Genomic DNA, 26,359 nt, shown 5'->3' on the forward strand with positions numbered 1-26,359 from the left:
AATGTAATAAAAAAACCACGATTTTAAAATCGTGGTTTTGAAAGTTTTAAATCCGGATGATTATTCTCTGTTTTTTACCATAATCCAGCCAGTGTATTTTATTTCTGTTTTTTCTTTGTTAGACTCATTCCAGGAAACATGATACCAGTATGTACCTGTGATCAGTTTTTTGTCGAAGTGTCTTCCATCCCACTTGTAATTATTGAATTTATTTCCAGTAAATATCATATTTCCATATCTGTCGTACACTACAAAGCTAAGATTGTCTTTGTATGCAAGATCACTATAATCGATATAGTCATTGATGTTATCCCCATTAGGAGTGATGGCATTCAATAAATTTGGAACTGTAACTTCCGCTGAAATAGGGGTACAGTTGTAAGCATCTTTTACATAGAAAGTATGCTGGCCTCTGCTTAATCCTGGGAAGGAGTTTGAATCCTGCCAATTCGTAGTTCCGTCAACGGCATATTTGTAAGGAGCTTTACCGCCTGCCACAATTACTGTAGCTGTAGAATTGTTAATTTCAATTTGCTGAATAACAGGATCAACTGCTTTTCTCACTCTTACTACCTGTGTAATGAAACATCCGTTTTTCTCAAGAATTACAGTATATTCGCCTACTCCTACCCCTCTGATTCCTGAAGTAGTTCCTCCTGTACTCCATTGGTAAGAATCATATCCAGGTCCTGCATCAAGATCTGTTTTAGCATCAATACAAATATATTTATCTACAAGAATCGGAGACTTTTTAACAGGAAGTGTAATAAGTTCAATTTTTGCAATTGCAGAACATCCTTCCACAGTGGTAAGCTTCACATATACAAATCCTCCTGTTGAAGGATAGTTGGTAGTTGCTGCTGTTGTTATTTCGTTAGTTCCTGCAGTAAGATCTTTTAATGTAGGATAATATTTTTTTGTTGCATTTCCATAGTTTGTAATGTTGGCTTTTGTCAGGTCAAAATAAGCATAAGGTGCTACATCATACCAACAAGCTTTAATTGCATCATCCTTTACAATGAAAGGAACAACCTTAAGGTTTAGGGTAACTTCTTCACAATCCATAAAGTCAGCAGAGTCTCCACAGAATGTATAAACGATTTTATCAGTTCCTTCAAAATTAGGTTTCGGTGTATAAGTAATGGTACCATCTGCATTTATTACCGCTGTTCCATTAGTAGGAGGGGTAAGGATCTTAATTGTACTTTTTACCGGAGTCTGAGTTGAAGAAGAGAATGTTGGTGTAATAATCTTAGTAGAACAAGCCGCTTCTTCTTTAGTGCTCTTGATTAGACAGTTAACTACTTTATAAGGAGCTGTTACAATTGATTGGCATGCTCCCATTGTTACTTTTACAGTATAATAACCAGGTTGTGTTGGCGAGTAGCTATAAGTAGTTGCACCGGAAATGGGAGCATCATTAAGAGACCATTGGTAAGTATCATAACCTTCCTCTACTTGCAGAATCAATCCAGGAACACATTCTCCTGATTTTTTAGTAATATATGGCGTTGATGAGAATCCTGCAAAATATCCACCGTATCCAGCTGAACTATATCCACCGTTAATCCCGGCAGTTACTGCTTTATTAGAAATAATAGTAAGGTTTGGTGGGAAGTTCTCTACAGAATAAGTTACCCATTGAGTATTTCCCGTCAAAGGGTATGGTCCCTCAGCTGCTGTAGGAGGAACTCCATTCACCGTTACAGTGGCTCCAGCTTCAGTTAATATATTAAGTTTTAGTTTAATAGAGGATGTAGTAATGCCTGGCATTTCATTGATCTTACCAATCTCGTCAATTTTTCTTGGTAAGAAGCAGTTCAATGGTGGAATATAATTATAACCATTGGTGGCATCACTATCTGTAATCCCAACGAATTGATAAAGGTATATATTTTTGGATGCAGAAATGAACATATTAGAATGTGCTCCACCACTCTGGGCTGCGTAGCTTGTTTCATTGATTCTATACCAGCCTCCTTCGTTTAGGGTAACAACAGGTGAACCTGATCCATTGATGAATATTTGCGTGTTGTCTTCAGTGGCAATGATAAGACCTCCTTCCATATTGGAATCTGGTTTGGTAGATCTGGTCTTTACCATGGCAAACGTATTCCCTAATTTATCTACAGGTACAGCCTGGTCAAGAATAGGATCAGAACCATCTAGACTTGCGTTAGGATCGTTAAGAGGTGTTGGGGTTGAAAAGTTACCGTTACAGCTACCATTGGTAAGGGTTACTGGTTTACTTGCTTCAATTTTAGCACCAATGAAGCCTTTGCTATTAGCAGATGCATCCTCTACTTTTCCTGCAAAAATAAAAGATTGTCCTTTATTTAAAACAAACGAATAGCTTTGAACAGAAAGGTTTCCATTAACGAATTTTAATCCGGGAGTTTTCCAGCTTACGGTAACAGAGGTATTGTCTTCAGTAGCAAGGATTCCTGCTGTAAAATTATCCGTACTGGAACTTGAGTTGGCTTCTGTTCTTGTATTAGGGCTGGTTGCCACATAAAACTTATTACCAATACCCGCTTTTCCTTTACTGGTAATAATTTCTCCATGGGAACCATTGGCAAGTCGTAAACTGCAATAGAAAGGTCTTTCTGCTTTCAAATAAAGTCCTTTTGAACCTACAACAAAAGCATCGGTAACACCATTGGCAGAAATAAGGGTTTCATCCACATCGAATGTTTTGGGGTCCCCTTTAGCAATGGTAACAGTACCTATCACGATATTGTTGCTAAGTATTTGTACGGCAAAAGGGGTAGTAGAATCAGTAGATAAATACACCTTATTTTGAAAACCTCCAACAGGGTTTGTATAATAAGGTGCTATCCAGTGTTCGGTATCCCTTTGCGCGAAGAGAGTATTAATTGTAAAAAAATTAATACCAAACTGAGTAGAAATCTTTTCATGTGTATGGAATTAGGATTTCTACAAAATTAAAATAAAAATTCAAATACTTTTAATAAAATGTAAATAAAAGTTGAAAATTATTCCCGATTTTTAATTAAAAGCCATCCTGAATATGAAACTGGTAATTGCGTGTCCGGTTCAATCCATTTTATAACATACCAATAAGTTCCTGTAGGAAGATTTCTTCCATTTGATTTTCCATCCCAGATATAATTTTTGTCAGAAGACTTATACACGGGATTTCCATATCGATCCGAAACTTCTATTGATACATTTTGCTTTATTCCTAGTTCTGAATAATTCAGGGTATCATTAATGCCATCTCCATTGGGGGTAATCGTATTGATAATATTAACAATCAGGAAGTTTTTAGTGACATGACGGCATCCGTCTGAACCCAGCACATAAACCGTATGAGTACCTCTTGATAATCCATTGAAAACATTAGAATATTGATAGTCAATACCATTCAATGAATACCTGTAAGGAGGCGTTCCACCTGTTACATAAACAGCAGCAGTAGTACCGGACACCTCTATTTTTGAAATGACAGGAGATTGGGCGGTAGTAACTTTAACGTGCTGACGGTATATACACCCGTTAAATCCAAGATCTACATAATAATTACCGGCAGAAGCGCTGATGCTTTGGCTAGTGGCTCCATTGCTCCATAAATAAGATGTAAATCCAGGTCCTGCATCTAAAAGGATTTTTTCATTAGAACAGATCACCTGATCCTGAAGGGTTGCTGATTTTTTAGGTGTTCTTAAAGTAAGTGCTAAAATACCTGTATTAGCACATTCTGTAGTATTTTGGAATCTTACGTAGAAAATACTTCCTGTAGAGGTGATGACCTGTGATGCTGAGATTGGATTAGTTCCTGTCTGAGCATCAGTTGCGGAAGTATAGAATGATAAAATAACATTCGGATCAATGGTGAATAATCCTTTATAATCATTCAGATTGGCGGGTTCTGAACCATTAATATCATTATCACAGATGTCAGCTTTAACGTTATCCGTAATCAAAGAAACTTTATTCCCTATAGTAAAATTAATTTGACCTAAGACTGCCGGACAGTTGCCTGTATTTCCTGTTGCTCTTACATATACCGTAGTATTTGTTGTATAGGACCAGTTTACAGGAAGTGTATTGCTGTTTCCGGCAATAGCATCAGCTTGATTAAGGTAATAATTTACTGTAAAACTAGCTGAATTAGCCACAATTTGTGGAGTAACATTGTTAAAGTTAATATGAACACTTCCATCGAGATCACTTCCACAGCTGTTTGCATTGAAGTTGGTGGTATTGATAACAGGGATTGGAAATGTATTTAAAGTAATGGTTGCCACTTTAGAACATCCATAAGAAGTTACATTGGCGTATACTGTTCCTGCGGGCCCGATATAATTTGCAGGATTGGCAATAGGCCCGGTTAAGTTAGCATTAGTAAAGTAATCTACTGTAATTCCTGGAATTGAAGTAATGCTGGCCGCCTTCAGGTTGTAAGTGCCATCTCCATTGGATGCTGCACAAGAAAATAGGACATCATTAGCTACTTTTAAAACATGTGCATTCACTACAATTTTAAAATACTCAAAGGCAGCAGGGGTTCCATCTCCCTGAATATAATAAGTGAAGGTATCTGTGAAATCTGCAGTCATACCTGGATTAGGAGTATAAGTGATCTGTCCGGTTGTAGGATTAATTGCAACTGTTCCGTTAGTGGGCTGTGCCACAATACTGGTATTGGCGGGAACCACAGTTTGAGTTGAATGGGTAAAAGCCGGAGTAATTACTTGTGTATTACATGAACCAATATGATAAGTTGTGGTTGTAATAGGAGGACATGATGTATAGTCATATTCCGCAGTAAGTCTTGTTTCGCAGTTATCTTTAGTGATTTTACAGGTATAAATTCCCGAACCATACGAGTACGGATCAAGGGTAAAGGTGGTAGCTCCTGTGATTTCAGTCCCATTAAGGTACCATTTATAATCGTCATAGCCAGGTTCTACCTGTAAACGAATTCCATTATAGCAGTCTCCTGTTTTAGTAATTACTGGGATAGAAGAAAAACCAGCAAAATATCCACCATATCCTACAGCTCCGTTTCCGGCTGCAATCCCTGCAGTAACAGGTTTTGTTGATTTCACTGTAATATTTCCTGATACACTTGGGATAGAGTAGGTCACCCAATTCGGATTTCCATCTACAGGTGCAGGCCCATTGGCCGTAACCGGATTTCCGTTAACTGTTACTATTGCTCCTGTTTGGGTAATGATATTGAGTCTTGCATTAAAGTAATCAGTTCCTATTTCATTAATACGTCCTATTTCATTGATCTCTGTAGGTAAAAAGCAACTTAAAGGCGGGATAAAATTCATTCCTCCCGTAGCATAAATATTTCCAGAGGAAGTTCCGGCAAGGAGCTGATATACATATACATTATTGTTTGCAGAAATACTCATGTTAAAGTTTCCGTTAACCTGGCTGGTATAATAAGTTCCTTGTACCAAATAATGGTCTCCTGCATTAAGGGTAATACTGTTAAGAAGATTTCCGTTTACTGTAAGTTTGGTATTGTCTACTGTGGCAATAACTAAAGCCGCTTCCATCCCTGAATTCGAAGGTCCGTTTCCTTTTACCATGATAAAATCTTTTCCTAATCTTTCAACAGGAACAGCCTGATCCATCAATACATCAACATTGGTACTATTCTTAGTGGTATAGATACTGTTAAAGTTTCCATTGGTTACAGATATAGGTTTGTCAGCAACAATTTTAGCTCCTACCAGTCCTTTTAAGTTGTTAGGATTCAGATTGCTCTGTGCTTCAATAATATATGATTTTCCTTTGTTAAGAATAAAAGTTCTTGAGGGAGCAGATATTAAATCGGAGAAAACAACACTCTGGTTATATCCGGATAAAGTCACCGTAGTATTATCTTCTGTCGCGATAATCCCAATACTAGCGTTTACATATGGCTTGGCTGTTGTATTGGGTGCAACTCCCGTAAAAAAGGTTTTTCCAAGACCAGCTAACCCTTTTGAAGTAATAAACTCTGCCTGATCCTGAACAGCAAACCTGTAACTGGCAAAAAATTTCTTACTCCCCTTCACATGCAACCCCATTGATACAGATTTAAACAGATTAGATGCTGTAGAAGCAATCATCATATTATTGGAAATAGTTTGTGTTACAGGATTTCCCTTGCTGAGCTGTACTGTGGCAATTACATTGTTGTTATTAAAGACCTGTACTGTAAAAGGTACCGTTTCATTAGTAGACAGGTACAGATAGCCTTTGGGAGTGCCTTGAAGACTGCTTGCAGACATAGGCGCAAACCAGTGTTCAGTGTCCAATTGGGCATTTACTAATAAACAAAAAAAAGTGCAAAAAGCGAGTAGAAATTTTTTCATGCGTTACTATAAGGGCCGCAAATTTAAGTATTAATAGTCACAATTTTATATTAAAAAATCTTGGAATCTTGATTTGCTTTAGAATTGTTGAATAGTTAAAATTTGCTTCATTTTGCGTTCATATTCATTAAGATAATCCATAAAAAAATCCCGGTGAAATTTTCACCGGGATTATATATTTTTAAAAGCTGGATTATAAGCTTACTCTGATAAATCCTGTTACTTTTAGATCTGCGTTTACAGATTTTACATAGTCAGCAACTGAGATACTAGAATCCTTGATGAAATCTTGGTGTACCAAAGTGTTGTCTTTGTAGAATCTCTGCATTTTACCTTTCAAGATATTGTCGATGATGTTTGCAGGCTTACCTTCTTCAGTAAGTTTGTGTCTTTCGATCTCTAATTCTTTGTCGATAGTTTCTTGAGAAACTTTAGTTTCATCAAGAGCGATTGGGTTCATTGCAGCAGCTTGCATAGAAACAGATTTAGCAACTTCGTCAGCTCCGTCTACTTTTGCAGAAAGAGAAGTGATTGCAGCAATTTTGTTTCCAGCGTGGATGTAAGCTCCTAGGAATGGTCCTTCAATTCTTTCGAATGTACCGATTTCGATTTTTTCACCGATAACACCTGTCTGCTCGATTAATTTCTCAGCAACAGTCATTCCGTGGAAATCTGTAGCTAATAATTCTTCTTTAGTAGCAGCGAAGATTGCCATTTCAGCTAATTCGTAAGCTAGCTCGATGAAAGCTTCGTTTTTACCAACGAAGTCAGTCTCACAGTTTAAAGAGATAATAGCACCTAAAGTGTTATCTTCATTTACTCTTGCGATTACAGCTCCTTCAGTAGATTCTCTGTCAGCTCTGTTAGCAGCAACTTTTTGTCCTTTTTTTCTAAGGATATCTACCGCTTTTTCGAAGTCTCCTTCAGCTTCAACTAGAGCTTTTTTGCAGTCCATCATACCTGCACCTGTTTGGTTTCTTAATTTAGCTACGTCTGCAGCAACTGGTGTATAAGACATAATATCTATTATTTTTTTATTTAAGATTAGTATTAATTTTTAGCTTATTTTTAGAGCAGTGCAAAGATAATGATTTTAATGATAAACTAAAAAATGACTTTTCACGTTATTAATATATTTAATACTATTTTAAAGATTTGATTAATGAAAAAAATCTTCCTCCTCCTTTTTGTATGCATTTTTGCGCTTGGTTTTTCTCAAAAAAAGAAAAAAACAAAATCTAAGGCTGTAGTGGAAAAAGAAACCGTGATTATTTATACGGAACAAGAAGCAGAGTCCTCAAAAGAAGCAAGGGTGATCGCTGGTTTTATTAAGCAGAATCCTGGGCATGCAAAAAACGATTTCTTCAAAAAAGACTGATGGATATTATTATGGCGGATAATTCTCCTGAAGCAAAACCAACCATAAAGCCGATCAGCAAAGAAAAAATAGAAAATATTGTTAAAAATAATGAGCTGAATAGTGGTAAGGTGCTGGCCTCCAATAAAGCATCTACAGCAAAGAATACCAAGAATACTGATAAAGTAAATAATGCAATCAATGCATTGAAAGAAGAAAGATTGGCAAGTTATGCTTCGGCAGGAGCTGCAAAAAGTGCGGGCTCTTCGGTGAAATCTGAGCCCAGTGAAGCCAATAAAAAAACAGCAGCCATGTTGACACATCTTTTTAATAATGATATTAATAAAAATGAGGCTTATGTGAATATTAAAAACAGGTCAAGCTGCAACCTGATCGTGAAAATAAATGGTAAAAAATATTATAATTTAAGTGTTCCTGCCAGAGGGGAAAACTTTATTTTGATTGATAAAGGAGAATATGTGCTGACAACGATGGTATGTGACGCCAAATATTCTTCACTAAAGAAAATTACTCAGGATATAGAGATTGCACTTAATGTCGCTGATTAATGAGGAAGAAAACTAAAGCAAAAAAGGTTAAGAAATTTTCTTAACCTTTTTTATTTTTATCCTTTAAACTGACCCATCGCAATGAATTTATCCTGTCTCTGGGTTTCAAGCTCCTGTCCTGTAAATTTGGAGAAAGCTTTGATATTTTGTAATATAGAATTTTTCAAGTTCAGATAAGTCGTCTCCTGATCGTAATGAGCACCACCAAGTGGTTCCTCAATAATTCCGTCAATGAACTTTTCTCTTAGAGCATCCTGTGGAGTAAGGTTTAATGCATTAGCTGCATCTTCCTTGTGATCCCAGTTTCTCCATAAGATAGAAGAGCAGCTTTCTGGTGCAATTACAGTATACCATGTGTTTTCTAACATATATACTTTGTTACCTACACCTATTCCTAACGCTCCACCACTAGCTCCTTCTCCAATAATATAAGTGAAGATCGGAGTTTTCAGCTGAACCATTTCAAAAATATTTCTTGCAATAGCTTCCCCTTGTCCTCTTTCTTCAGCTTCTAATCCTGGATAAGCTCCCGGTGTATCTACTAAAGTCACTACAGGAATGTTGAATTTCTCAGCAAGCTTCATTAGTCTTAAAGCTTTTCTGTATCCTTCAGGATTTGGCATCCCGAATCTTCTGTGCTGTCTTTCCTTAGTCGTTCTTCCTTTTTGAGTTCCTATGATCATCACTCTCTGACCATCAAGGGTAATCAATCCTCCAATCATTGCCGGGTCATCAGCGAAATTTCTGTCTCCGTGAAGTTCTAAGAAACTGCCTTTGTCTGCCATTCCGTGGATATAGTCCAAAGTATAAGGACGATCCGGGTGACGGGACAGTTGTACTCTTTGCCAAGGTGTAAGATTGCTATAGATTTCTTTTTTCTTTTCTAAAATCTTATCCTCAATCTGGCTGCATGCTAATTTTACATCAACACCACTTTCTTCTCCTACTAAAGAACACGTCTGGTATTGGTCCATCAATTCTTTGATAGGAAGTTCGAAACTTAAATATTCCATTTCTTGAAGTAAATTAAATCTTTCAAATGTATGAAAAATTATGGTAATTTTATTTAAAATTATTTATAGCATTGCTTATTCTGGCGATACTTTCCTCTTTTCCAGTGATTTCCAGAATGTCCGGAACGTCTGGTCCTTTCAATTCTCCTACTAAAGACAAACGCAGTGGCATCATTACTTTACCCATGCCTAAACCTTTATTTTCTGCGAAATCATGCATAGTTTGTTTTAATACTTCCGCTTTGAATTCTGTAGAAGCAAATGTGGTAGCCAATTCTCCTAAAATAGCCGAAGTTTCATCATTCCATGCTTTTTTCGAAGCTTTTTCATCGTAAGATGTTGGTGCTTCAAAGAAAAACTTTCCGTTTTCATAAATGTCTTTCGGGAAAGTAGCTCTTTCTTTCATCAGAGGAATTACTTTTAGCAGCTTTTCATCTGAAGCATGAGAAAGGTCAAGCCCTGAATTTTTAAGCATCTCAAGAAGCTCTGCATCTGACTTCATCTGAATATACTGATGGTTAAACCATTCTGATTTTTCTTTGCTGAATCTTGCTCCTGCCTTGTGTACTTTATGAAGATCAAATTCCTTGATCATTTCCTCCAGAGGAAGAACTTCTTTATCATCTGCGGGAGACCATCCTAATAAAGCCACCATATTGATGAACGCATCAGGAAGGTATCCGTTTTCTTTGTATCCTTTAGAAACAGCACCTGTTGCCGGATCTTTGAAATCAAGTGGAAATACAGGGAACCCAAATTTATCACCATCTCTTTTGCTTAATTTTCCTGAAAGACCCTTTTTTAAAAATTGTTTTACAGCAGCCATTAATGGGTTGTCGTTATCATTTTCGCTCAGCATTGATTTGAATCTAGGACTCTTTACTTCTGAGAAGAATGATTTGATGATAGGTGCTGATTCATCAAAATTAAACTGACTGTTTTTTGCTACGAATTCATCTGTAAAAGACTTTGTAATCCCGTCAATATTATCTTTATTGATTAATGCAGAAACATCAGGCTTCAGAATTAAAGAAAGGTGGGCAAACTGTGGTGCTTCCCAGCCCATTGCTTCATATAATAAAGTATGTAATCCTAAAGATGGCAGCCATTCTTCACCACGGATTACGTGGGAGATCTCCATTTCGTGGTCATCAATGATGTTCGCGAAGTGATATGTTGGCATTCCATCATTTTTTACCAGAACTTTATCATCTAAAGTATTGGTATTTACAGATGATTTTCCACGGATGATATCTTCTAGATTCAATACTCTGTCTACAGGCATTTTGAATCTTACCACATAAGGCGTTTTTTCATCCAGTAATTTCTGAACTTCCTCTTCAGAAAGAGCAAGACTGTTTCTTAAACGGTTTCTGGTTTTATTGTCATAAGAGAAAACATCACCTCTTGCTTCATATTCTGCACGAACAGCGTCCAGCTCTTCCGCAGTATCGAAAGCGATGTAAGCATAATCTGTTTTTAAGATCTGCTCCGTGTACCTGTCATAGATATCTCTTCTTTCAGATTGTCTGTAAGGGGCAAATTTTCCTCCTTTCTTAGGACTTTCATCAGGGATGATTCCACACCATTCTAAAGCTTCTTCAATGTATTCTTCAGCACCTTCTACATATCTTGCGGTATCTGTATCTTCAATTCTCAATACAAATTCTCCCCCTTGATTTTTAGCAAAAAGGTAATCATATAATGCGGTTCTTACGCCTCCCAAGTGTAAAGGTCCGGTAGGACTTGGAGCAAAACGTACTCTTACTTTCTCCATTTCAATTTTAATTTTTGCAAATTTACTTAAAATTATGTGTTTAGGAGATGATTTCTGAATGTGTATTTTCCGATTTTTATATTTAAACCTGTTGTGCATTTAGTATAAATTGATTTTTATTTTCTAAATCAGAAGTTTTGGGCTTCAAATTGATTTACCGGATTTGTATGACTGCAATTTTTTGTCAATTTTTTTTTTCTAATGAATAATAGGTATATTAAAAATAAATTTCTGAGTTAAACTTCAATTATATTGTCGAAATAAACCAGAAGACAATGCTTTTTTATGGAAATTTCATTAAAGTAGAGAAAATAAATTCGTTAATATTTTGTATTGAGAAAAAGGAAAGTTCTTACCATTGAATTTTTGTTAGCCGAGCGAGGTACTTTTGGAGGGTAGATAATAGAAAAATGATTTTTATTATTTATCTTTATATATTAAAATATATCAATTAAATTATGAGAAAAAATTTATTTGTAATGTTTGGTCTATTTGCAAGTATTTGCATGATGGCCCAAAGTTTTACACGAGGAACTAATTTGATAAAAGATAGAAGGTATGAATCTCAAAATGGACAGTATTTTCTGACTTTTCAAAATGATGGAAATTTGGTGGTTTACAATCGTAGGAACCAACCGAAATGGGATTCTAAAACACAAGGAGAGGGTGCTAGAGCAATTTTTCAGGATGATGGCAATCTTGTAGTTTATAATTTCTCAGGAAATGCTGTATTTAGTACAAATACAGTTAATAAAAATGCAACCAGCCTTGAAATGCAGGATGATGGTAATCTGGTAATTTATAATAGAAGAAGAAATGCATTGTGGTCTTCTAACGATAATTCTAATGGAAATTCTAATTGGAATTCAGACAATACCGGAAGTTATAGTAGAGGTAATATTTACAAAGGATTTAGATTTGTAAAAGGGAAAAAAATATTTTCTGAAAATAATGACTATTATTTAATTTTCCAAACAGATGGTAATTTAGTAATGTATAGTAATGGATTTAAAAATGATATCTGGTCTAGTGCAACAGCAGGAAGAGGAAAAAGTGCTATTTTTCAGGACGATGGAAATCTGGTAGTTTATGACTCTTCAAATAGACCTGTATACAGTACAGGGGTAAGTTCTTCAAATATTGATAGACTTTCAGTTCAGAATGATGGTAATATTGTGATATACAATAATGATGGAAGTATAGTCTGGGCAAATAAAAAATAAATATAGAAAAAGAAGGTGTATCACAACTAAACGATGTGGGTTGAGAATTGCTTAAACCTCGGATACAGGAAAATTTCATAAAAAAGGCCGTTTTCACGAGTTGTGAGACGGCCTCATTTTTTGTTTGAACTTTTTGTAGTTTGATGAATATTTTATTTCACAGGTTTTACTTTTTACAAAAACTAACTTTATAATCTTATGAAATTATCTTTTCCCATATATTGGTCCAATCTTTTGTTTCATTTTCCAGGGAATAATTTTCTAAAACAAATTGTGATGCTATTTTACCCTTTTCAAAAAAGAGTTCTGAATTCGTATTATATTCTAAAGCATAATGTTCCAATTTTTCAACGAAATCAATAATATTACCTTCTTCAATAAGGCAAGAAAATTCTTCTTTAAAATATTCTTTTCCCCCTTGTCCAGAATACCCAATTACAAAACATCCGCAAGACATTGCTTCTACAGGAGGAAGTCCAAAACCTTCTCTATGATTGAAGCTTAAGAAAAAAACAGATTCTTTTAAATGTTGTGCAACTTCTTTTTCATTCATATTATCAATTGGAAAAAACTCCCAATCATACAATTTTTTGCGTGCTTTTATAATGTTAATAATCTGCAAAGAATCCTCAGAAAGTTTCCTTGGCATAAAAGCAATTTTTCGCTTTTTTTTATTTCCAAAATTAAAGACTTGAGTATCAATTCCTAAACGTGCTTTATATAAATTATGAGAAGGAAAAACAAGATCAAAGTACTCCTTCGCATTTTCTGATGCTACAATAGTTCCCATACAGTTTTTATTTAAATAAGGATTCTCCTCACTATAATCATATCCGTAACCCTGAAAAGTATAATAACAATTTTGATTAAGGATTACATACTGATGATTGGGAATGGTTTTATGAAATGATTTTCCATATATTTCCGGAAAAACAAATAGTGCATCTTTCTCTATTTGAGGTGAAAAAAAACGATGAAAGAAAATTTTTAATTTTTCATATAAACTGTTTTTATGATTTTTAGAGCTACTGCTGTTTTCAATATTCTTAATAAGCTCATAATTATAAGAAATCTTTGTAAATGGATACCAAATATTAACTTTTTTCTTATTTTTCTTAAGCAAGACAGCAGCATTATAACCGTGATTGTTTAGAATATTTACATATTTGTAGATTTGCTTTATACCCCCAAACGGCACTGAAACTGACGGGCATACAAAATATATTTTTCTTTCTTTCATAATAATATGAATGTTTTTTTTGAACTAATCTGTTGGTAATTCTTTTTATAAAGACCTGCCTGGGTAAAAAAAACGATCTCTGTTTAATAATTTGTATTCTCACTTTCTTCGTTTATCATTTTGTATTTCTTAAACATAAAAAAACAGTTTTGTAATGCATTATAGAACTCTTGAGCTAACACAACTTCAAACTATATTTTTACAAGATTGATATCTTATAACACTTCTATTAACATCATTATAATATACTTAACAGAAGTGAAAATATGAATAATCACAGGGTAAAGATAACAGACTTATTACTATCATAATTTGTAATAAATGCTTAATTTCGTTTCCTTAATTGGTTATATCCGACAAAATAATAAATTTAAAATGGGAATTAAAAGATTTTTCAAAAATAAAATAAAAGACTACAAATTCATAAAAAATAAAAGAAAAATCGAAATTAATCATTTTGATCTTGATTTCTTTAAACGCTATGAATTCAATTTAAATACCGATTCCCATACGCCTCAGGTTTCTATTATTATTCCTGTTTATAATCAGATCAGATATACGCTTAACTGTCTATATACCATTGAACAACATGATCAGAATGTTTCCAGAGAAATTATCATTATCAATGACAATAGTTCAGATGAGACTTTGGAATACCTGAACAAAATAAAGGGAATTACAATTATTAATAATGCTGAAAACCTTGGTTTTTTAAGAAATGTCAATAAAGGAATTCAGGCAGCAAAAGGTGAATTCATATACCTGCTGAATAATGATACGGAAGTTCAGGAGAATTATTTAAGCTCACTTCTTGATGTTTTTGAAACTAAAGAGAATGTGGGAGCTGTAGGATCAAAAATGATTTTTGGAGATAATACGCTTCAAGAAGCTGGCTGTCTTATATTCAAAGACTGTGAAATTGTAAATCTTGGACGATTCAGTTCTATTGATGACCCATCTTTCAATTTTTTAAGAAAAGTTGATTATTGCTCAGGATGCAGCCTTTTATTTAAAAAACTTGACATTAACGGGAATTTAAACTTCCTGGATGAAGAATTCTTACCTGCTTATTATGAAGAAACTGATTTCTGCCAGCGACTGAAATACGTACAGAATATGGATATCTATTATCAGCCGAAATCTGAAATTCTTCATTTTGAAAATATAAGTTATACAGGAAAGAACTCCAATAAGGAACAACTACTGGAAAAAAATGCAAAAAAATTCAAAGACCGCTGGAATTCCAGATTTGAAAGCGATAAATGGCTGGAAATTGCCCATAAAAAACACCTGAATATCTATAAGAACTTTCATCAGCCTACGATTCTTTTCCTTGAGGAATCTATGCCTAAGTATGATCAGGATAGTGGTTCAAGAAGGCTGGATGAAATTTTCAAAATCCTTATTGCCAACAATCATAAAATATTGTTGGGGATCCCTGCATTTAATGAAACAGACAAGAAATATATAGAATATTGTGAGTCTCTTGGGATTCAAGTATTTCAGGACTTTGTGACACCTAAAAATAAAATTGTCAAGATCAATGATCAGATTATTGAAAAACTTCCATTGGTTGATTTAATCTGGATTTTCAGGCCGAATGGGTTTAAAAACTGGCATAAAGTTCTTAAAAGTCATATCACCAGACAGAAACTGATCTATGATATGGTGGATCTTCATTATTTAAGGGTGGAAAGGGAAAAGGAATATATGCCGACCACACCGAAAATGGAGAGAAAAAATCAGAAGACCAAGGAGCTTGAATATTCAGCGATGCAGACTTCTGATGCAGTGGCTGCCATCAGTGATGTAGAAAAAGGAATTGTTTCCCGGAATGGAATCGATATTAAAAAAGTGCATGTGGTAAGTAATTTCCATACACTGGATCAAGTGAATAAAAATGGATTTTCAGACCGAGAGGGGTTGTTATTTATCGGAGGTTTCAGGCATCTTCCCAATATCGATGCATTAAAATTCCTTGTAGAAGATATTATGCCGCTGGTGTGGAAAAAAAATGATTCTATTTTTGTGAATGTTATCGGCCCTGAGCTATCCGAAGAACTTACCGGTAAATACAGTTCAGATAAAGTCAGAATTCTTGGATACCAGGAAACAGTTGATGAGTGGTTTGATTCCTCCAGGGTTTTTGTAGCACCATTACGATACGGAGCCGGAGTAAAAGGAAAAATAGGACAGGCTCTGGAATATGAACTCCCAATTGTCACTACACCCATAGGAGTAGAGGGGATGAACCTTCAACACGGTATTCATGCGCTGGTAAGTGATATCAGTGATGCACAGGCTTTCGCCGATCATATTCTCGAATTGTATTCCAATGAAGAAATGTGGAATACATTAAAAGAGAATTCAAAGAAGGCTTTATATCCCTTTTCAAGAGAAGTACAGGGGAAAAATGTGCTTAATTTAATCTCATCGCTGTATAAGAAATAAAGTTGCTTGCCTAAGTTTGAATAATCATGATTAATTATATAGAAAAACAATTAACTAGAATAGGTTTCAGTTTTATATTTTGTAATGTTTGTGGAAGCATTAGAAAAATCAAAATACGAACGAATAATCTAAGAGAAGATGCCACGTGCAAAAAGTGTAATTCCATTTCCAGAAAAAGGCATTTGTCTAAGGTTATTTTAGAGTTAATAAATCGGAAAAATAATACTTCTTATAGCAGCCTTAGGGAAATAAGTAAAGATTCGGGATTGAGAATTTATAATGTTGAATCCAATGGAGCCCTACATCATTACCTTAAACATATTGATCATTATATTTGTAGTGAATATTTTGGACCTTATGAAACACATGGTAAAGAAAAGAATGGAATTTTGAATGTAGATTTAATGAATATTCCATTTGAAGATAATACATTGGATCTTGTTGTATCAACTGAAGTTTTTGAACATATTCCTGATCCTTATAAAGCTTTTCATGAAGTACACAGAATTTTAAAAAAAGGAGGCTCACATGTTTTTACAGTACCTTATTATGAGAATACAGAAAAAGATGAGGTGAGGGCATTTTTAGATGATAACAATAACATTGTTTATACCATGGAGCCTGAATATCATGGAGATCCAATAAGAAGTGATGAAGGGATTCTGGTATACACTATTTTTGCAGAAGAAATGCAGAAGAAGCTAGAGCTTATAGGGTTTAAAGTAGCTCTCAACAGAGAACGAAATATAATAAACGGAATTTTAGGAGACAATAATATTGTTTTTATTACAACAAAGCTATAAAAGTAAAAAGGAGACGTTAGAGTCTCCTTTTATTTTTTAAATCGGTAAGAAACAAAATGGCTGATCTTACGGGAAACTGATTCTTCATTAATTGTACTTTCTCCGTATAGATACTTTCAATTTCCTTCATGTTATTCTTTATCATTTGATGATGATGAGGCTGGATCTTTAGGTACAGCTGATTTTTTTTATAACTGCTGCTTAAGCGTTTTATATATTTGGAAAGACCTTTAAAATCATGAACAAGACCAAATGTTCTTTTAAGAAACAGCAAGGACTTTTCATTCCTTTCAAAAAAAACGCCGCCAATTTGCTGATTTTCATGAATTCTATAATAAAATAATTTTTCATCCAGCATAACAAAAGAATCTTTCTGGGCTGCGATGAAGGCGATCCATTCATCATGATGAAGACCTTCAGAGTCCGGAATAGGCATTACTTCCTTTAAAAAAGACTTTCTTAAAGACATTGATGCTCCTGTTGCAATATTGGTTACTTTAGAAAGAGTTTCCTTTATACTGAAGTTTTTATCAGCTGATTTTGCAATAGCAGGAAGATCCCAGAAAGAATACATTTCCTTTTTTTCACCATCATCAGTAATGCAATAACCATTTGTAGCTATTACATTGATATTTTCATGTTTTTTAAAGAAATCTAAATGTATCTTAACTTTATGGTCAGCCCATATATCATCCTGATCACTTAGGAAAATAAATTCATTGCTACACAGAGAAATGGCTTTTTCAAAATTTTTTACACTCCGAAGATTATTTTCATTAGTGTGGATTTTGAAAATGCTGGGGTATTGCTCCCGGTAAGAATTTAAAATAGAAATAGTAGAATCGGTAGAGCCGTCATCACATATAATAATTTCATCTATTGGAACCGTTTGGTTCAAAATAGAATCGAGCTGGTATTTTATATATTTTTCTCCGTTGTAGGTACAAAGAGCAACTGAGGTTTTCATGGAGCCTTATTTATAAAATTGACTGAACAAAATTTGGATCCAATTACTAAATGAATATCTCTGATAAGTTTCTTCAGAAGATTCAATATAATCCTCTGCCAGGAAATTGGTAATTTCAGACATATTATCATCATTCAGCAGAAATATATTACTAGGATTATAAAATCTATATCCCTTCACTAATTCATTATTAGTGATTAATTTTTTTCTGTATCCTATAGCCTCAAAAACCCTGAAAGAAAGTCCTTTGTGAACTGTGTTTTGAAAGTCAAGAATAATTTTTGATGCTTTGGCATTTTTCATGTTTTCCTCAAAACTCATTCCGGTTTTTGTGAAATTTATAGGATATTCCCGGTACTTCTTGATATGCTTTTCTTTAGTATAGATTACATTGATATTGGTTTTCAGATTTTTTTCCTGAAATAATATCGAAAGTTTACAAAGTTCCTCTATACGATCTTTCATAAAGGTGCCTACAAAAAACAGATCCTGTTTGATCTCGGAGTTTGTGGGCAGATAATCAAAATAAAAATTATGAATATGCTGGGTCTGAGGATATCTTATAGTATCTCTTTCGTCAAATACAAAAAAGCGGTCAAAATATTTTATGGTTTCTCCAGCCAGAGGAAACCTCTGCATTCCATCCCATTGATAGGCTACGGTAAGGGTACTTTTCTTTTGAATTTTGGCCAAGACATTTTTACTGAATAAATCAGGGCGGATAATCAGGGCATAATCGGCATGGCTGATTTTGTCAAGAAAAAACAGCTGGGGATGTTCCTTTTTTTCGGCCAGTACTTTGGCTTTAAATGTTTTGTTGTTGCTGAATGCCTTTTTGTAAATATGGATTAAAGACTCTTCAGCACTCAGTTTTACTTGTAAACAATCATGTTCTACAGTAAATACTTTAAAACCGAGGTACTCAAGATTTTTTTTAAAAACCTCTGGCAATCCAAAATGGTTTGGAACTGCTAATATGATACTTTTATCTTTAAAGTCGTTCATTTCTATATTGAATATCCTGCATCAGAAAAATAAGGTCTCCAGAAGTCCTTCTCCTTATTCCATCTGTGGCAGCCAAAAGGAAGTTTTCCTTTATTGATGTTCATTGCTTTCTCCTGTTTATTCTCAATTGAGAAGAAGCAGGCTTCTTTATAATTAGGTTTAGAAAAAATTATACCATTTCTTTCTGGCTCAATGCTGAAAAATACATCTTCAGCATAAAATTGGCCTGAATTTTTAGGATCCAGATAAATACTCACTACTTCCGGTATTGCTTCAAGAACCTTAATGAATTTTTCTCTATTTCTTAGAGATAAGCCTCCATTTCCTACATTATTGTAGAGTAGAGATTTATCTTTCTGCCACTTTCCGTTTCCTTTGAAATTGATCAACGATTTAATTCCGGAAATGGTTTTATCAAAAATTAATTTAAAAAAAGGAATCTTTTCTGCACTTCGTATCCAGGGTGCTCCAATATAATCGTAGTCTTGCTGGCACCAGTATTTTAGTTCATCCTTAAATATAAAACAGTCTGTTTGATAAATTAGTATATATTTTTCAGAAAATTTTTTATAAAACTCTGAACTCATCATGAGTTGATTATACCCATAGATTCCTTTAAAATAATGATCATCAAAGCTGAGAAAAGAAGCCTTAAAGCTTTGATAAGCTTCAAGAGACAGGCTTTTAGGATGTATAAAAGTGATTTTATACTGTCCTAAAATATGAAATACCTGATTGAGTGCAATCAAATCATCCCCCTCAGGTATTTCCCTATAGATTGGAATAATAATATCTACCAATGTTATTTTGAATATTCTAATACCGTTTTTTCGATGATTTTTACACAATCAAGCAATTGCTCTTCTGTAATAACCAATGGTGGAGCAAGTCTGATGATATTACCATGAGTAGGTTTTGCCAATAATCCGTTTTCTTTTAACTGCAGGCAAAGATTCCATGCTGTAGAGCTTTCAGGAGTATCATTGATCAGAATCGCATTTAAAAGTCCTTTTCCTCTTACTTTAGTAATCAGATCTGTTTTTTCTATCAGTTTATTGATCTCAGCTCTGAAAAGCTGACCAAGTTCTTCTGCTCTTTCAGATAATTTTTCATCAGCAACTACATCTAATGCTGCTACCGCTACCGCACAGGCAATAGGGTTTCCTCCGAATGTAGATCCGTGTTGTCCTGGTTTAATCACATTCATGATTTCATCATTGGCCAATACTGCAGATACTGGATACATTCCTCCTGAAAGTGCTTTTCCAAGAATTAAAATATCTGGTTGTACATTTTCATGATGGCAAGCGATCAGTCTTCCGGTTCTTGCAATACCTGTTTGTACTTCATCAGCAATAAAAAGAACATTATGCTTTTTACATAGTTCGGAAGCATTTTTAAGGAAGTTTTCATCCGGAACATATACTCCTGCTTCTCCCTGAATAGGCTCTACAAGGAATGCTGCAATGTTTCCTGCTTCTCTGCTTAATACTTCTTCCAATGCGGTAAGGTCATTGTAAGGAATTTTGATAAATCCTGGGGTAAAAGGACCGTAATTTTGATTGGCATCCGGATCATTAGAGAAAGAAACAATTGTTGTTGTTCTTCCGTGAAAATTGTTTTCACAAACGATGATCTTTGCTGCATTTTCAGAAATTCCTTTTACTTCATAGCTCCATTTTCTGGCTAATTTCACCGCAGTCTCTACGGCTTCAGCGCCAGAGTTCATAGGTAACACTTTATCAAACCCGAAAAGAGTGGTGATCTTCTGCTCGTATTCTCCTAATTTAGAGTTGTAGAATGCTCTTGAAGTTAAAGCCAGCTTCTTTGCCTGTTCTACCAAAGCAGCTACAATTGCAGGGTGTGAGTGTCCCTGGTTGACAGCAGAATATGCTGAAAGAAAATCATAATACCTTTTGCCCTCTACATCCCAAACGAAAACACCTTCGCCGCGGTCCAGAACTACTGGAAGAGGGTGATAGTTATGCGCTCCATGTTTGTCTTCAAGGTCAATAAAGTACTGTGAGTTTTTTGTTGTTTCTGCTGTTGACATATTGTTGGTTTTCGACAAATTTACGCAATATTAATGATATGAATAAACAAAAGTAGAATAGGGTAGAATGAGGCTGTTAAAGTATATTTTGAGGGTAAAAGACCCCGTAACGAAAATATTTTCTTAGCAGATAAATTGTTGCAGGTATTCTATCTTTAGCAGTTATGAAATTATGCGGGGAAGTTTATTCTATATTTTTATGGTGTAAGATATTTTCTTGCATATTGAATCGTGGTTCCAACAGGATTATAAAGCTTGCATCAGAATACCAAACGATATTGATGGAATTTTGGATCCAGATTTACGATGTTGATTTCCTTAGCAATTTTCAAAGATTTTTCTTCACAGAATCAGTTTGGATATTGCAAAGATCTTTACTGTAGAGATATAAAGTATAAGTAATGGTATCTTTATCTTTGATTTCTCTTTCGTATTTTGGATATCATTCCAGCTCTTCAATATGATAGTCTCTTTTGATTTTTTCAAATACTTTTCCTCACCCTTATTTTCAATTCTTTTGGATGAACTGAAATAGGTAAGCATGAAAACAGCAATAAAACTTGCAGGAAAATAGAGGAGAATTGTACCTGCTATTCCTATGAGTATCCATTTTAATGTTTTGTTTATGTTTTTGTGCAGTTTCATAAGATTTTATTCATGAAGCTCCTTTATAAATAGTAAGCAAAAAACTCTCTGAAAACAGAATAAAAATCTCTTAATTCAAAATATTCAGGGCTGGAGCTTTCAATATTTTTAAAATGATGTTCCCTGAATAATTTTTTGATTCGGGTCTGATGATAAAACTGCGAAACTGAAATAATACGGTTATACTTGAGGCTATCAGCAATTTTTATGGCATTGATAATGGTTTTCTCAGTGTTATTTCCAAAGTTATCCACGAGAATATAGTGAGCAGGAATTTTATTTTTTATCAGATATTTCTTCATCTCTGTACCCTCCCAATAGCTTTCTTTCCCTAAGCCGCCACTGACCATGATTTCTTTAATTTGTTTTTTCTGATAGAGTTCAATGCTTTTATCCAATCTTGCTTTTAATCGTGGAGAAAGAGTGCCGTCTTCGTTTACTTTATTCCCGAAAACCACGGCAAGCTCTGCTTTTTGCTTACAATTTGTAAGGCCATCATAAGTGATGTACAATGAATGAATAGTAAGCCAGGAAAGCCCTGCAATGAACATGTATTTGAGGATAATCTTCAGCATATTATTTATTTTATATCAGGGAACCTTTTTTGCATTTATTTGGTCCAAAATCTATTGCTTTTAGTACGAAATGTCAAATACTTTTTCCATTTGCTTTTCATTGGTGGAGCTAGGAGTTGCTTTTAATAAAGTGTTACGAAGCCAAACTGCCAGGCTGTTTTCATAATGAGAAACTTTACCAATTGTTGAACTCGTGTTGACAATGTAATGCGCTTTTTTCATACGCATTTCTTCATATTGTTTGAAAGTTTCTTCCACACTTTTTCCTTCACTAAAAAGCTTTCCGAGCACATACGCATCTTCAATTGCCTGGCAAGCCCCTTGTCCCATATTAGGAGTCGTTGCATGTGCTGCATCACCAATCAAACAAACGCGATCTTTTTGCCATTGAGAAATTGGCTCCAAATCGATAATGTCATTGATAAATATCTTTTCTTTTGGGGTTTCGGAAATTATTCTGGAAACGTCTAAGTTAAATTCGCTAAAAAGTTCTGCAAGCTGGGTAGGATATTTAACCAAGTTATCGTTAACCACAGCATACCAGTAGAGCTGTTGCTCATTAATTCTGACAAAACCGAAGCGTTTACCTTTTCCCCATGCCTCATAGGCTTGATGGCTGTATTTTTTTGTCCAATCGAGTTCGCTAACGCCACGCCAGCATTTTTGATTGGCAGATCTTTGTTTTCCTATGTTTAAAATTTGCTGTCGCACTACTGATTTAATGCCATCAGCTCCAATAACAGCGTCTGCAATAGCAGTAGTTCCGTCTTCAAAAGTTAATAGATAGCTGCTTCCTTGTTCAATTTTAGATAAACGTTTGGAGAGTCTAATGTTGTCAAAACCAATTTCTTTAGCTAAAATCATCTGTAGGTCGCCCCTATGTATAGCAATATTGTGTACCCCATATTTACGTTCAAATTTTTTCAGTGGTACATCCGATAAGGTTCTGAGCTGTGGATCAGTAATTTTAATAGTCGAAATTTTGTGCCCGGCTTCTTCGATTTTGTGACGAATACCAAGCTTTTCAAAAATTTGCATTGCATTATTGGCCATGATAATTCCGGCACCTACAGGTTTTATTTCGGAGGCACTTTCATAAATGGTAATATCCAGATTATTTTTTTGTAAAGCTAGAGCCGTTGCTAAACCGCCAATTCCGCCACCGATAATTGCTATTTTCATTGTTGATTACATTTATATTGTGAGACAAAATTAAAGGTCAGAAAGGCCAAAAACGTTCACTTAAGGTAATTTATGAATTAGTAAATTCTTTTTCGTATTCTGCTTAGCGACTGTGGTGTAATTCCTAAATAAGACGAAATATATTTCTGCGGAATTTTGTTCAGGATTTCAGGCGACTTTTTCAGGAGATTGATATAACGCTCTTCCGGGGTGTAAAAAAATAGCTCATCTAGCCTTTGCTTTGCATCTAAAAATGCTAAATCAGAGATATGTTTTGCTAATCCCAGCCAGAAAGTATCCCTCTGCACCAAAGCCTCAATATCTTTTTTGTCAAAATATAAAACTTCTGTTTTTAGAAGAGTTTGGATAACTGCCATTGATTTTTTCCCAGTAATATAACTTGCATAATCACCAATAACATCATTGTTTACTTGCAAAAGATAGCTGATATCTTCTCCTTTTTCATTGATGTAATAAATTCGGACAGCGCCATTCAAAATGAATCCTAAACGGTCAAAAACTCCATTTTTAGGTTCTATCATTTTGTTTTTATCATAGTTTATGATGTAGCCAATTTCCAGAAATTCCTCCGCACGTTCCATAGAAATTTGAAGAGTCTCTGCTAATTTCTCTTGTATTGCTGGTTCCATTGCTTTTATGTTAATTTTGTTTATACTACAACAAGTTCTATCTTTTGTAAGTACAAAAATAACTTATCTTATTTTCAAAAATAAAATTACTTTGGCTTTTTATGAAGGGGGAATATTCTCTATGTTGGCATATTAGAACGATATAAAAATTGATAGATGTTTGTAACTAAAAAAGGCGTCTTTAGACGCCTTTTTTATATGAATGATATTTTTTTAATGATTATCATATTTTCTATCCATTACAAAATCCTCCATGAATTTTGTAGTATAGTTTCCTGCAAGATAATCTTCATTATCCATAAGCTGTCTGTGGAAAGGAATAGTTGTTTTTACTCCTTCAATATAGAATTCTTCAAGAGCACGTCTCATCTTTGCAATTGCTTCTTCACGGGTTTGAGCCGTAGTAATAAGCTTAGCAATCATAGAGTCGTAGTTAGAAGGGATTGTATATCCGGAATATACGTGAGTATCTACTCTGATTCCGTGTCCGCCAGGAATATTTAATCCTGTGATTTTTCCTGGAGACGGTCTGAAGTCTGCGTAAGGATCTTCAGCGTTAATTCTACATTCGATAGAATGCAATTTAGGATAATAGTTGATTCCTGAAATAGGAGTTCCTGCAGCCAAAAGAATTTGTTCTCTGATTAGGTCATAATCAATTACCTGTTCAGTAATAGGGTGCTCTACCTGGATTCTTGTATTCATTTCCATGAAATAGAAATTTCTGTGTTTGTCTACAAGGAATTCAATAGTTCCCACTCCTTCATATCCGATGAATTCTGCAGCCTTTACAGCAGCATCACCCATTTTCTCACGAAGTTCGTCCGTCATAAACGGAGAAGGTGTTTCTTCCGTTAATTTCTGATTTCTTCTCTGTACAGAACAGTCTCTTTCAGAAAGGTGGCAAGCTTTACCGAATTGGTCACCTGCAACCTGAATTTCAATGTGTCTAGGCTCTTCAATCAGTTTTTCCATATACATACCTCCGTTTCCAAAGGCAGCTACAGCTTCCTGAATTGCAGACTCCCAGTGATCTTTAAGGTCTTCAGCTTTCCAAACTGCTCTCATCCCTTTTCCACCACCACCGGCAGTAGCTTTGATCATTACGGGATATCCTGTTTCTTCAGCAACTTTTACAGCGTGCTCATAAGATTCAATCAATCCGTCAGAACCTGGTACGCAAGGTACTCCAGCCGCTTTCATGGTAGCCTTAGCGTTAGCTTTGTCTCCCATTTTTTCAATTTGCTCAGGAGAAGCTCCAATGAACTTGATTCCGTTTTTCTCGCAAATTCTTGAAAAGTTAGCATTTTCAGATAAGAATCCGTAACCTGGGTGAATAGCATCTGCATTGGTAATTTCTGCAGCAGCAATAATGTTAGGGATTTTAAGATATGAGTCTTTACTCATTGCTGGACCAATACAAACCGCTTCATCAGCAAATCTTACGTGAAGACTGTCTTTATCAGCAGTAGAATATACAGCTACAGTTTTGATCCCCATTTCTTTACAAGTACGTAAAATACGCATTGCAATTTCGCCACGATTGGCTATTAATATTTTTTTGAACATCTTCTTCAATTTGAAAATTAGATAATTTGAAAATTAGATAATGTTATTTTAATGTAGAATTTAATCTAACATCTAATGTCTAACATCTAACCCCTAAATTAAGATGGATCTACTAAGAATAATGGTTGGTCGTATTCTACAGGTGTAGCATCGTCAACTAAGATTTTAACGATTTTTCCGCTAACCTCAGATTCAATCTGGTTGAATAATTTCATTGCTTCAATAACACAAACTACTTTACCAACAGAAACATCGTCACCTACATTTGCAAATACGTCTTTATCCGGAGATGGCTTTCTGTAGAAAGTACCGATCATTGGAGACTTGATCGTAATATATTTACTGTCATCAGATGCAGCCTCAGTTTTTTCAGCAGCAGGAGCCGCAGCAGGAGTTGCAACAGGTGCTGGAGAAGCTACCGCTTGCGGAGCAGTGTGGTATACTGCTGGTTGTGCATAAACAGCTTCGCTTCCAGCTAATGGAGTTTTAATAGTGATTTCGAAATCTTTAGTCTTGTACTTCACTTCTGAAACTTCAGCCTTAGATACAAACTTAATAAGATTCTGTATGTCTTTAATGTCCATAAATTTGATATTTGATTTTGGCTCAAAGATACCAAAAAAACGTAAAAAACAACAAAAAACCGCCAAATTTTATCAAAATTGGGCGGTTTTTGTATTAAAATGAGGCTTTTTCAGTGAAAAGCGACTCTTAGTTTTCTTCAGTAGCAGCTACTTCTTTTTCCAATACTACTTTACCTCTGTAGTAAAGTTTTCCTTCATGCCAGTGAGCTCTGTGGTATAGGTGAAGCTCTCCTGTTGTTGCATCTTTAGCTAATTGAGGAACTACAGCTTTGTAGTGAGTTCTTCTCTTATCTCTTCTTGTCGACGACTGTCTTCTCTTTGGATGTGCCATTTTCTAATAACTTTTTTAATTGAT

At 34.8% G+C, this 26,359-nt stretch carries 22 protein-coding genes; 5 read left to right on the plus strand and 17 right to left on the minus strand.

The features are described from left to right. Positions 1-60: 60 nt before the first annotated feature. The 3 genes from H5J24_RS00390 to tsf form a co-directional block, all read right to left on the minus strand. A complete protein-coding gene (locus H5J24_RS00390) occupies positions 61-2,793 on the minus strand; it encodes a T9SS type B sorting domain-containing protein (protein ID WP_232815962.1) in 2,733 nt (910 codons plus the stop codon). Positions 2,794-2,996: 203 nt separating this feature from the next. Then, entirely contained in the window at positions 2,997-6,284 is a 3,288-nt protein-coding gene (locus tag H5J24_RS00395; protein WP_167387041.1) for a T9SS type B sorting domain-containing protein, read from the minus strand. A 250-nt stretch (positions 6,285-6,534) separates the two neighbouring features. Further along, the gene (tsf, locus tag H5J24_RS00400; protein ID WP_068944942.1) at positions 6,535-7,359 is read right to left on the minus strand and encodes a translation elongation factor Ts; all 825 of its coding nucleotides are present in this window, start codon (positions 7,357-7,359) and stop codon (positions 6,535-6,537) included. A 144-nt stretch (positions 7,360-7,503) separates the two neighbouring features. Here tsf and H5J24_RS00405 point away from each other — a divergent pair, with 144 nt between their 5' ends. Both H5J24_RS00405 and H5J24_RS00410 read left to right on the plus strand, forming a co-directional pair. Next, complete coding sequence (locus tag H5J24_RS00405) at positions 7,504-7,719, plus strand: hypothetical protein (protein ID WP_232815963.1); 216 nt, start codon at positions 7,504-7,506, stop codon at positions 7,717-7,719. Continuing rightward, positions 7,719-8,267 carry a DUF6759 domain-containing protein gene (locus H5J24_RS00410; RefSeq protein WP_232815964.1) on the plus strand — a complete coding sequence of 183 codons (549 nt, stop codon included), beginning with the start codon at positions 7,719-7,721 and terminating at the stop codon, positions 8,265-8,267. Before H5J24_RS00405 ends, H5J24_RS00410 begins: the two co-directional genes overlap by 1 nt. 56 nt (positions 8,268-8,323) lie before the next feature. Here the strand turns inward: H5J24_RS00410 and H5J24_RS00415 are convergent, their stop codons facing one another. After that, on the minus strand, positions 8,324-9,280 hold the full coding sequence (locus H5J24_RS00415; RefSeq protein ID WP_045501208.1) for an acetyl-CoA carboxylase carboxyltransferase subunit alpha: 957 nt from the start codon (positions 9,278-9,280) through the stop codon (positions 8,324-8,326). Positions 9,281-9,329: 49 nt separating this feature from the next. After that, complete coding sequence (gene gltX, locus H5J24_RS00420) at positions 9,330-11,057, minus strand: glutamate--tRNA ligase (protein ID WP_068945228.1); 1,728 nt, start codon at positions 11,055-11,057, stop codon at positions 9,330-9,332. A 458-nt stretch (positions 11,058-11,515) separates the two neighbouring features. Here gltX and H5J24_RS00425 point away from each other — a divergent pair, with 458 nt between their 5' ends. Next, positions 11,516-12,280 (plus strand): hypothetical protein, encoded by a 765-nt coding sequence (locus H5J24_RS00425; protein ID WP_082811298.1) that lies wholly within the window; start codon positions 11,516-11,518, stop codon positions 12,278-12,280. Between the two features lie 196 nt (positions 12,281-12,476). Here the strand turns inward: H5J24_RS00425 and H5J24_RS00430 are convergent, their stop codons facing one another. Continuing rightward, positions 12,477-13,520: a glycosyltransferase gene (locus H5J24_RS00430; RefSeq protein WP_068944939.1), complete on the minus strand. Its 1,044-nt coding sequence runs from the start codon at positions 13,518-13,520 to the stop codon at positions 12,477-12,479. Positions 13,521-13,895: 375 nt separating this feature from the next. Here H5J24_RS00430 and H5J24_RS00435 point away from each other — a divergent pair, with 375 nt between their 5' ends. After that, the gene (locus H5J24_RS00435) at positions 13,896-15,971 is read left to right on the plus strand and encodes a glycosyltransferase (RefSeq protein ID WP_167387040.1); all 2,076 of its coding nucleotides are present in this window, start codon (positions 13,896-13,898) and stop codon (positions 15,969-15,971) included. Between the two features lie 26 nt (positions 15,972-15,997). Next, complete coding sequence (locus tag H5J24_RS00440; protein ID WP_082811297.1) at positions 15,998-16,774, plus strand: class I SAM-dependent methyltransferase; 777 nt, start codon at positions 15,998-16,000, stop codon at positions 16,772-16,774. A 16-nt stretch (positions 16,775-16,790) separates the two neighbouring features. Here the strand turns inward: H5J24_RS00440 and H5J24_RS00445 are convergent, their stop codons facing one another. From H5J24_RS00445 to rpmF, 11 genes are all read right to left on the minus strand, one after another. Further along, positions 16,791-17,741 carry a glycosyltransferase family 2 protein gene (locus H5J24_RS00445; RefSeq protein ID WP_068944936.1) on the minus strand — a complete coding sequence of 317 codons (951 nt, stop codon included), beginning with the start codon at positions 17,739-17,741 and terminating at the stop codon, positions 16,791-16,793. A gap of 6 nt (positions 17,742-17,747) precedes the next feature. Next, positions 17,748-18,746 carry a WaaS/CpsH family glycosyltransferase gene (locus tag H5J24_RS00450; RefSeq protein ID WP_068944935.1) on the minus strand — a complete coding sequence of 333 codons (999 nt, stop codon included), beginning with the start codon at positions 18,744-18,746 and terminating at the stop codon, positions 17,748-17,750. 2 nt (positions 18,747-18,748) lie between these two features. Next, entirely contained in the window at positions 18,749-19,546 is a 798-nt protein-coding gene (locus H5J24_RS00455; RefSeq protein ID WP_068944934.1) for a DUF5672 family protein, read from the minus strand. Between the two features lie 2 nt (positions 19,547-19,548). Then, positions 19,549-20,799 (minus strand): ornithine--oxo-acid transaminase, encoded by a 1,251-nt coding sequence (gene rocD, locus H5J24_RS00460; RefSeq protein ID WP_068944933.1) that lies wholly within the window; start codon positions 20,797-20,799, stop codon positions 19,549-19,551. A gap of 342 nt (positions 20,800-21,141) precedes the next feature. After that, a complete protein-coding gene (locus tag H5J24_RS00465) occupies positions 21,142-21,444 on the minus strand; it encodes a hypothetical protein (protein WP_068944932.1) in 303 nt (100 codons plus the stop codon). A 23-nt stretch (positions 21,445-21,467) separates the two neighbouring features. Further along, positions 21,468-22,019 (minus strand): YdcF family protein, encoded by a 552-nt coding sequence (locus H5J24_RS00470; RefSeq protein WP_068944931.1) that lies wholly within the window; start codon positions 22,017-22,019, stop codon positions 21,468-21,470. A gap of 60 nt (positions 22,020-22,079) precedes the next feature. Beyond that, positions 22,080-23,201, minus strand: coding sequence for an FAD-dependent monooxygenase (locus H5J24_RS00475; RefSeq protein WP_068944930.1), 1,122 nt, complete (start codon positions 23,199-23,201; stop codon positions 22,080-22,082). Between the two features lie 77 nt (positions 23,202-23,278). Beyond that, positions 23,279-23,851, minus strand: coding sequence for a Crp/Fnr family transcriptional regulator (locus H5J24_RS00480; protein ID WP_232815965.1), 573 nt, complete (start codon positions 23,849-23,851; stop codon positions 23,279-23,281). Positions 23,852-24,064: 213 nt separating this feature from the next. Beyond that, positions 24,065-25,420 carry an acetyl-CoA carboxylase biotin carboxylase subunit gene (accC, locus tag H5J24_RS00485; protein ID WP_068944864.1) on the minus strand — a complete coding sequence of 452 codons (1,356 nt, stop codon included), beginning with the start codon at positions 25,418-25,420 and terminating at the stop codon, positions 24,065-24,067. A 98-nt stretch (positions 25,421-25,518) separates the two neighbouring features. Then, positions 25,519-26,004 carry an acetyl-CoA carboxylase biotin carboxyl carrier protein gene (accB, locus tag H5J24_RS00490; protein ID WP_068944863.1) on the minus strand — a complete coding sequence of 162 codons (486 nt, stop codon included), beginning with the start codon at positions 26,002-26,004 and terminating at the stop codon, positions 25,519-25,521. Positions 26,005-26,131: 127 nt separating this feature from the next. After that, a complete protein-coding gene (rpmF, locus tag H5J24_RS00495; RefSeq protein ID WP_002976251.1) occupies positions 26,132-26,335 on the minus strand; it encodes a 50S ribosomal protein L32 in 204 nt (67 codons plus the stop codon). Positions 26,336-26,359: the final 24 nt, after the last annotated feature.

This window comes from Chryseobacterium capnotolerans, assembly GCF_021278965.1.
Classification (GTDB): domain Bacteria; phylum Bacteroidota; class Bacteroidia; order Flavobacteriales; family Weeksellaceae; genus Chryseobacterium; species Chryseobacterium capnotolerans.

What these genes read in the sequence shown, in the direction of transcription:
- tsf (WP_068944942.1), bottom strand. Translation starts at nt 7,359, where the DNA reads ATGTCTTATACACCAGTTGCTGCAGACGTAGCTAAATTAAGAAACCAA.
- H5J24_RS00405 (WP_232815963.1), top strand. Translation starts at nt 7,504, where the DNA reads ATGAAAAAAATCTTCCTCCTCCTTTTTGTATGCATTTTTGCGCTTGGT.
- H5J24_RS00410 (WP_232815964.1), top strand. Translation starts at nt 7,719, where the DNA reads ATGGATATTATTATGGCGGATAATTCTCCTGAAGCAAAACCAACCATA.
- H5J24_RS00415 (WP_045501208.1), bottom strand. Translation starts at nt 9,280, where the DNA reads ATGGAATATTTAAGTTTCGAACTTCCTATCAAAGAATTGATGGACCAA.
- gltX (WP_068945228.1), bottom strand. Translation starts at nt 11,057, where the DNA reads ATGGAGAAAGTAAGAGTACGTTTTGCTCCAAGTCCTACCGGACCTTTA.
- H5J24_RS00425 (WP_082811298.1), top strand. Translation starts at nt 11,516, where the DNA reads ATGAGAAAAAATTTATTTGTAATGTTTGGTCTATTTGCAAGTATTTGC.
- H5J24_RS00430 (WP_068944939.1), bottom strand. Translation starts at nt 13,520, where the DNA reads ATGAAAGAAAGAAAAATATATTTTGTATGCCCGTCAGTTTCAGTGCCG.
- H5J24_RS00435 (WP_167387040.1), top strand. Translation starts at nt 13,896, where the DNA reads ATGGGAATTAAAAGATTTTTCAAAAATAAAATAAAAGACTACAAATTC.
- H5J24_RS00440 (WP_082811297.1), top strand. Translation starts at nt 15,998, where the DNA reads ATGATTAATTATATAGAAAAACAATTAACTAGAATAGGTTTCAGTTTT.
- H5J24_RS00445 (WP_068944936.1), bottom strand. Translation starts at nt 17,741, where the DNA reads ATGAAAACCTCAGTTGCTCTTTGTACCTACAACGGAGAAAAATATATA.
- H5J24_RS00450 (WP_068944935.1), bottom strand. Translation starts at nt 18,746, where the DNA reads ATGAACGACTTTAAAGATAAAAGTATCATATTAGCAGTTCCAAACCAT.
- rocD (WP_068944933.1), bottom strand. Translation starts at nt 20,799, where the DNA reads ATGTCAACAGCAGAAACAACAAAAAACTCACAGTACTTTATTGACCTT.
- H5J24_RS00465 (WP_068944932.1), bottom strand. Translation starts at nt 21,444, where the DNA reads ATGAAACTGCACAAAAACATAAACAAAACATTAAAATGGATACTCATA.
- H5J24_RS00470 (WP_068944931.1), bottom strand. Translation starts at nt 22,019, where the DNA reads ATGCTGAAGATTATCCTCAAATACATGTTCATTGCAGGGCTTTCCTGG.
- H5J24_RS00475 (WP_068944930.1), bottom strand. Translation starts at nt 23,201, where the DNA reads ATGAAAATAGCAATTATCGGTGGCGGAATTGGCGGTTTAGCAACGGCT.
- H5J24_RS00480 (WP_232815965.1), bottom strand. Translation starts at nt 23,851, where the DNA reads ATGGAACCAGCAATACAAGAGAAATTAGCAGAGACTCTTCAAATTTCT.
- accC (WP_068944864.1), bottom strand. Translation starts at nt 25,420, where the DNA reads ATGTTCAAAAAAATATTAATAGCCAATCGTGGCGAAATTGCAATGCGT.
- accB (WP_068944863.1), bottom strand. Translation starts at nt 26,004, where the DNA reads ATGGACATTAAAGACATACAGAATCTTATTAAGTTTGTATCTAAGGCT.
- rpmF (WP_002976251.1), bottom strand. Translation starts at nt 26,335, where the DNA reads ATGGCACATCCAAAGAGAAGACAGTCGTCGACAAGAAGAGATAAGAGA.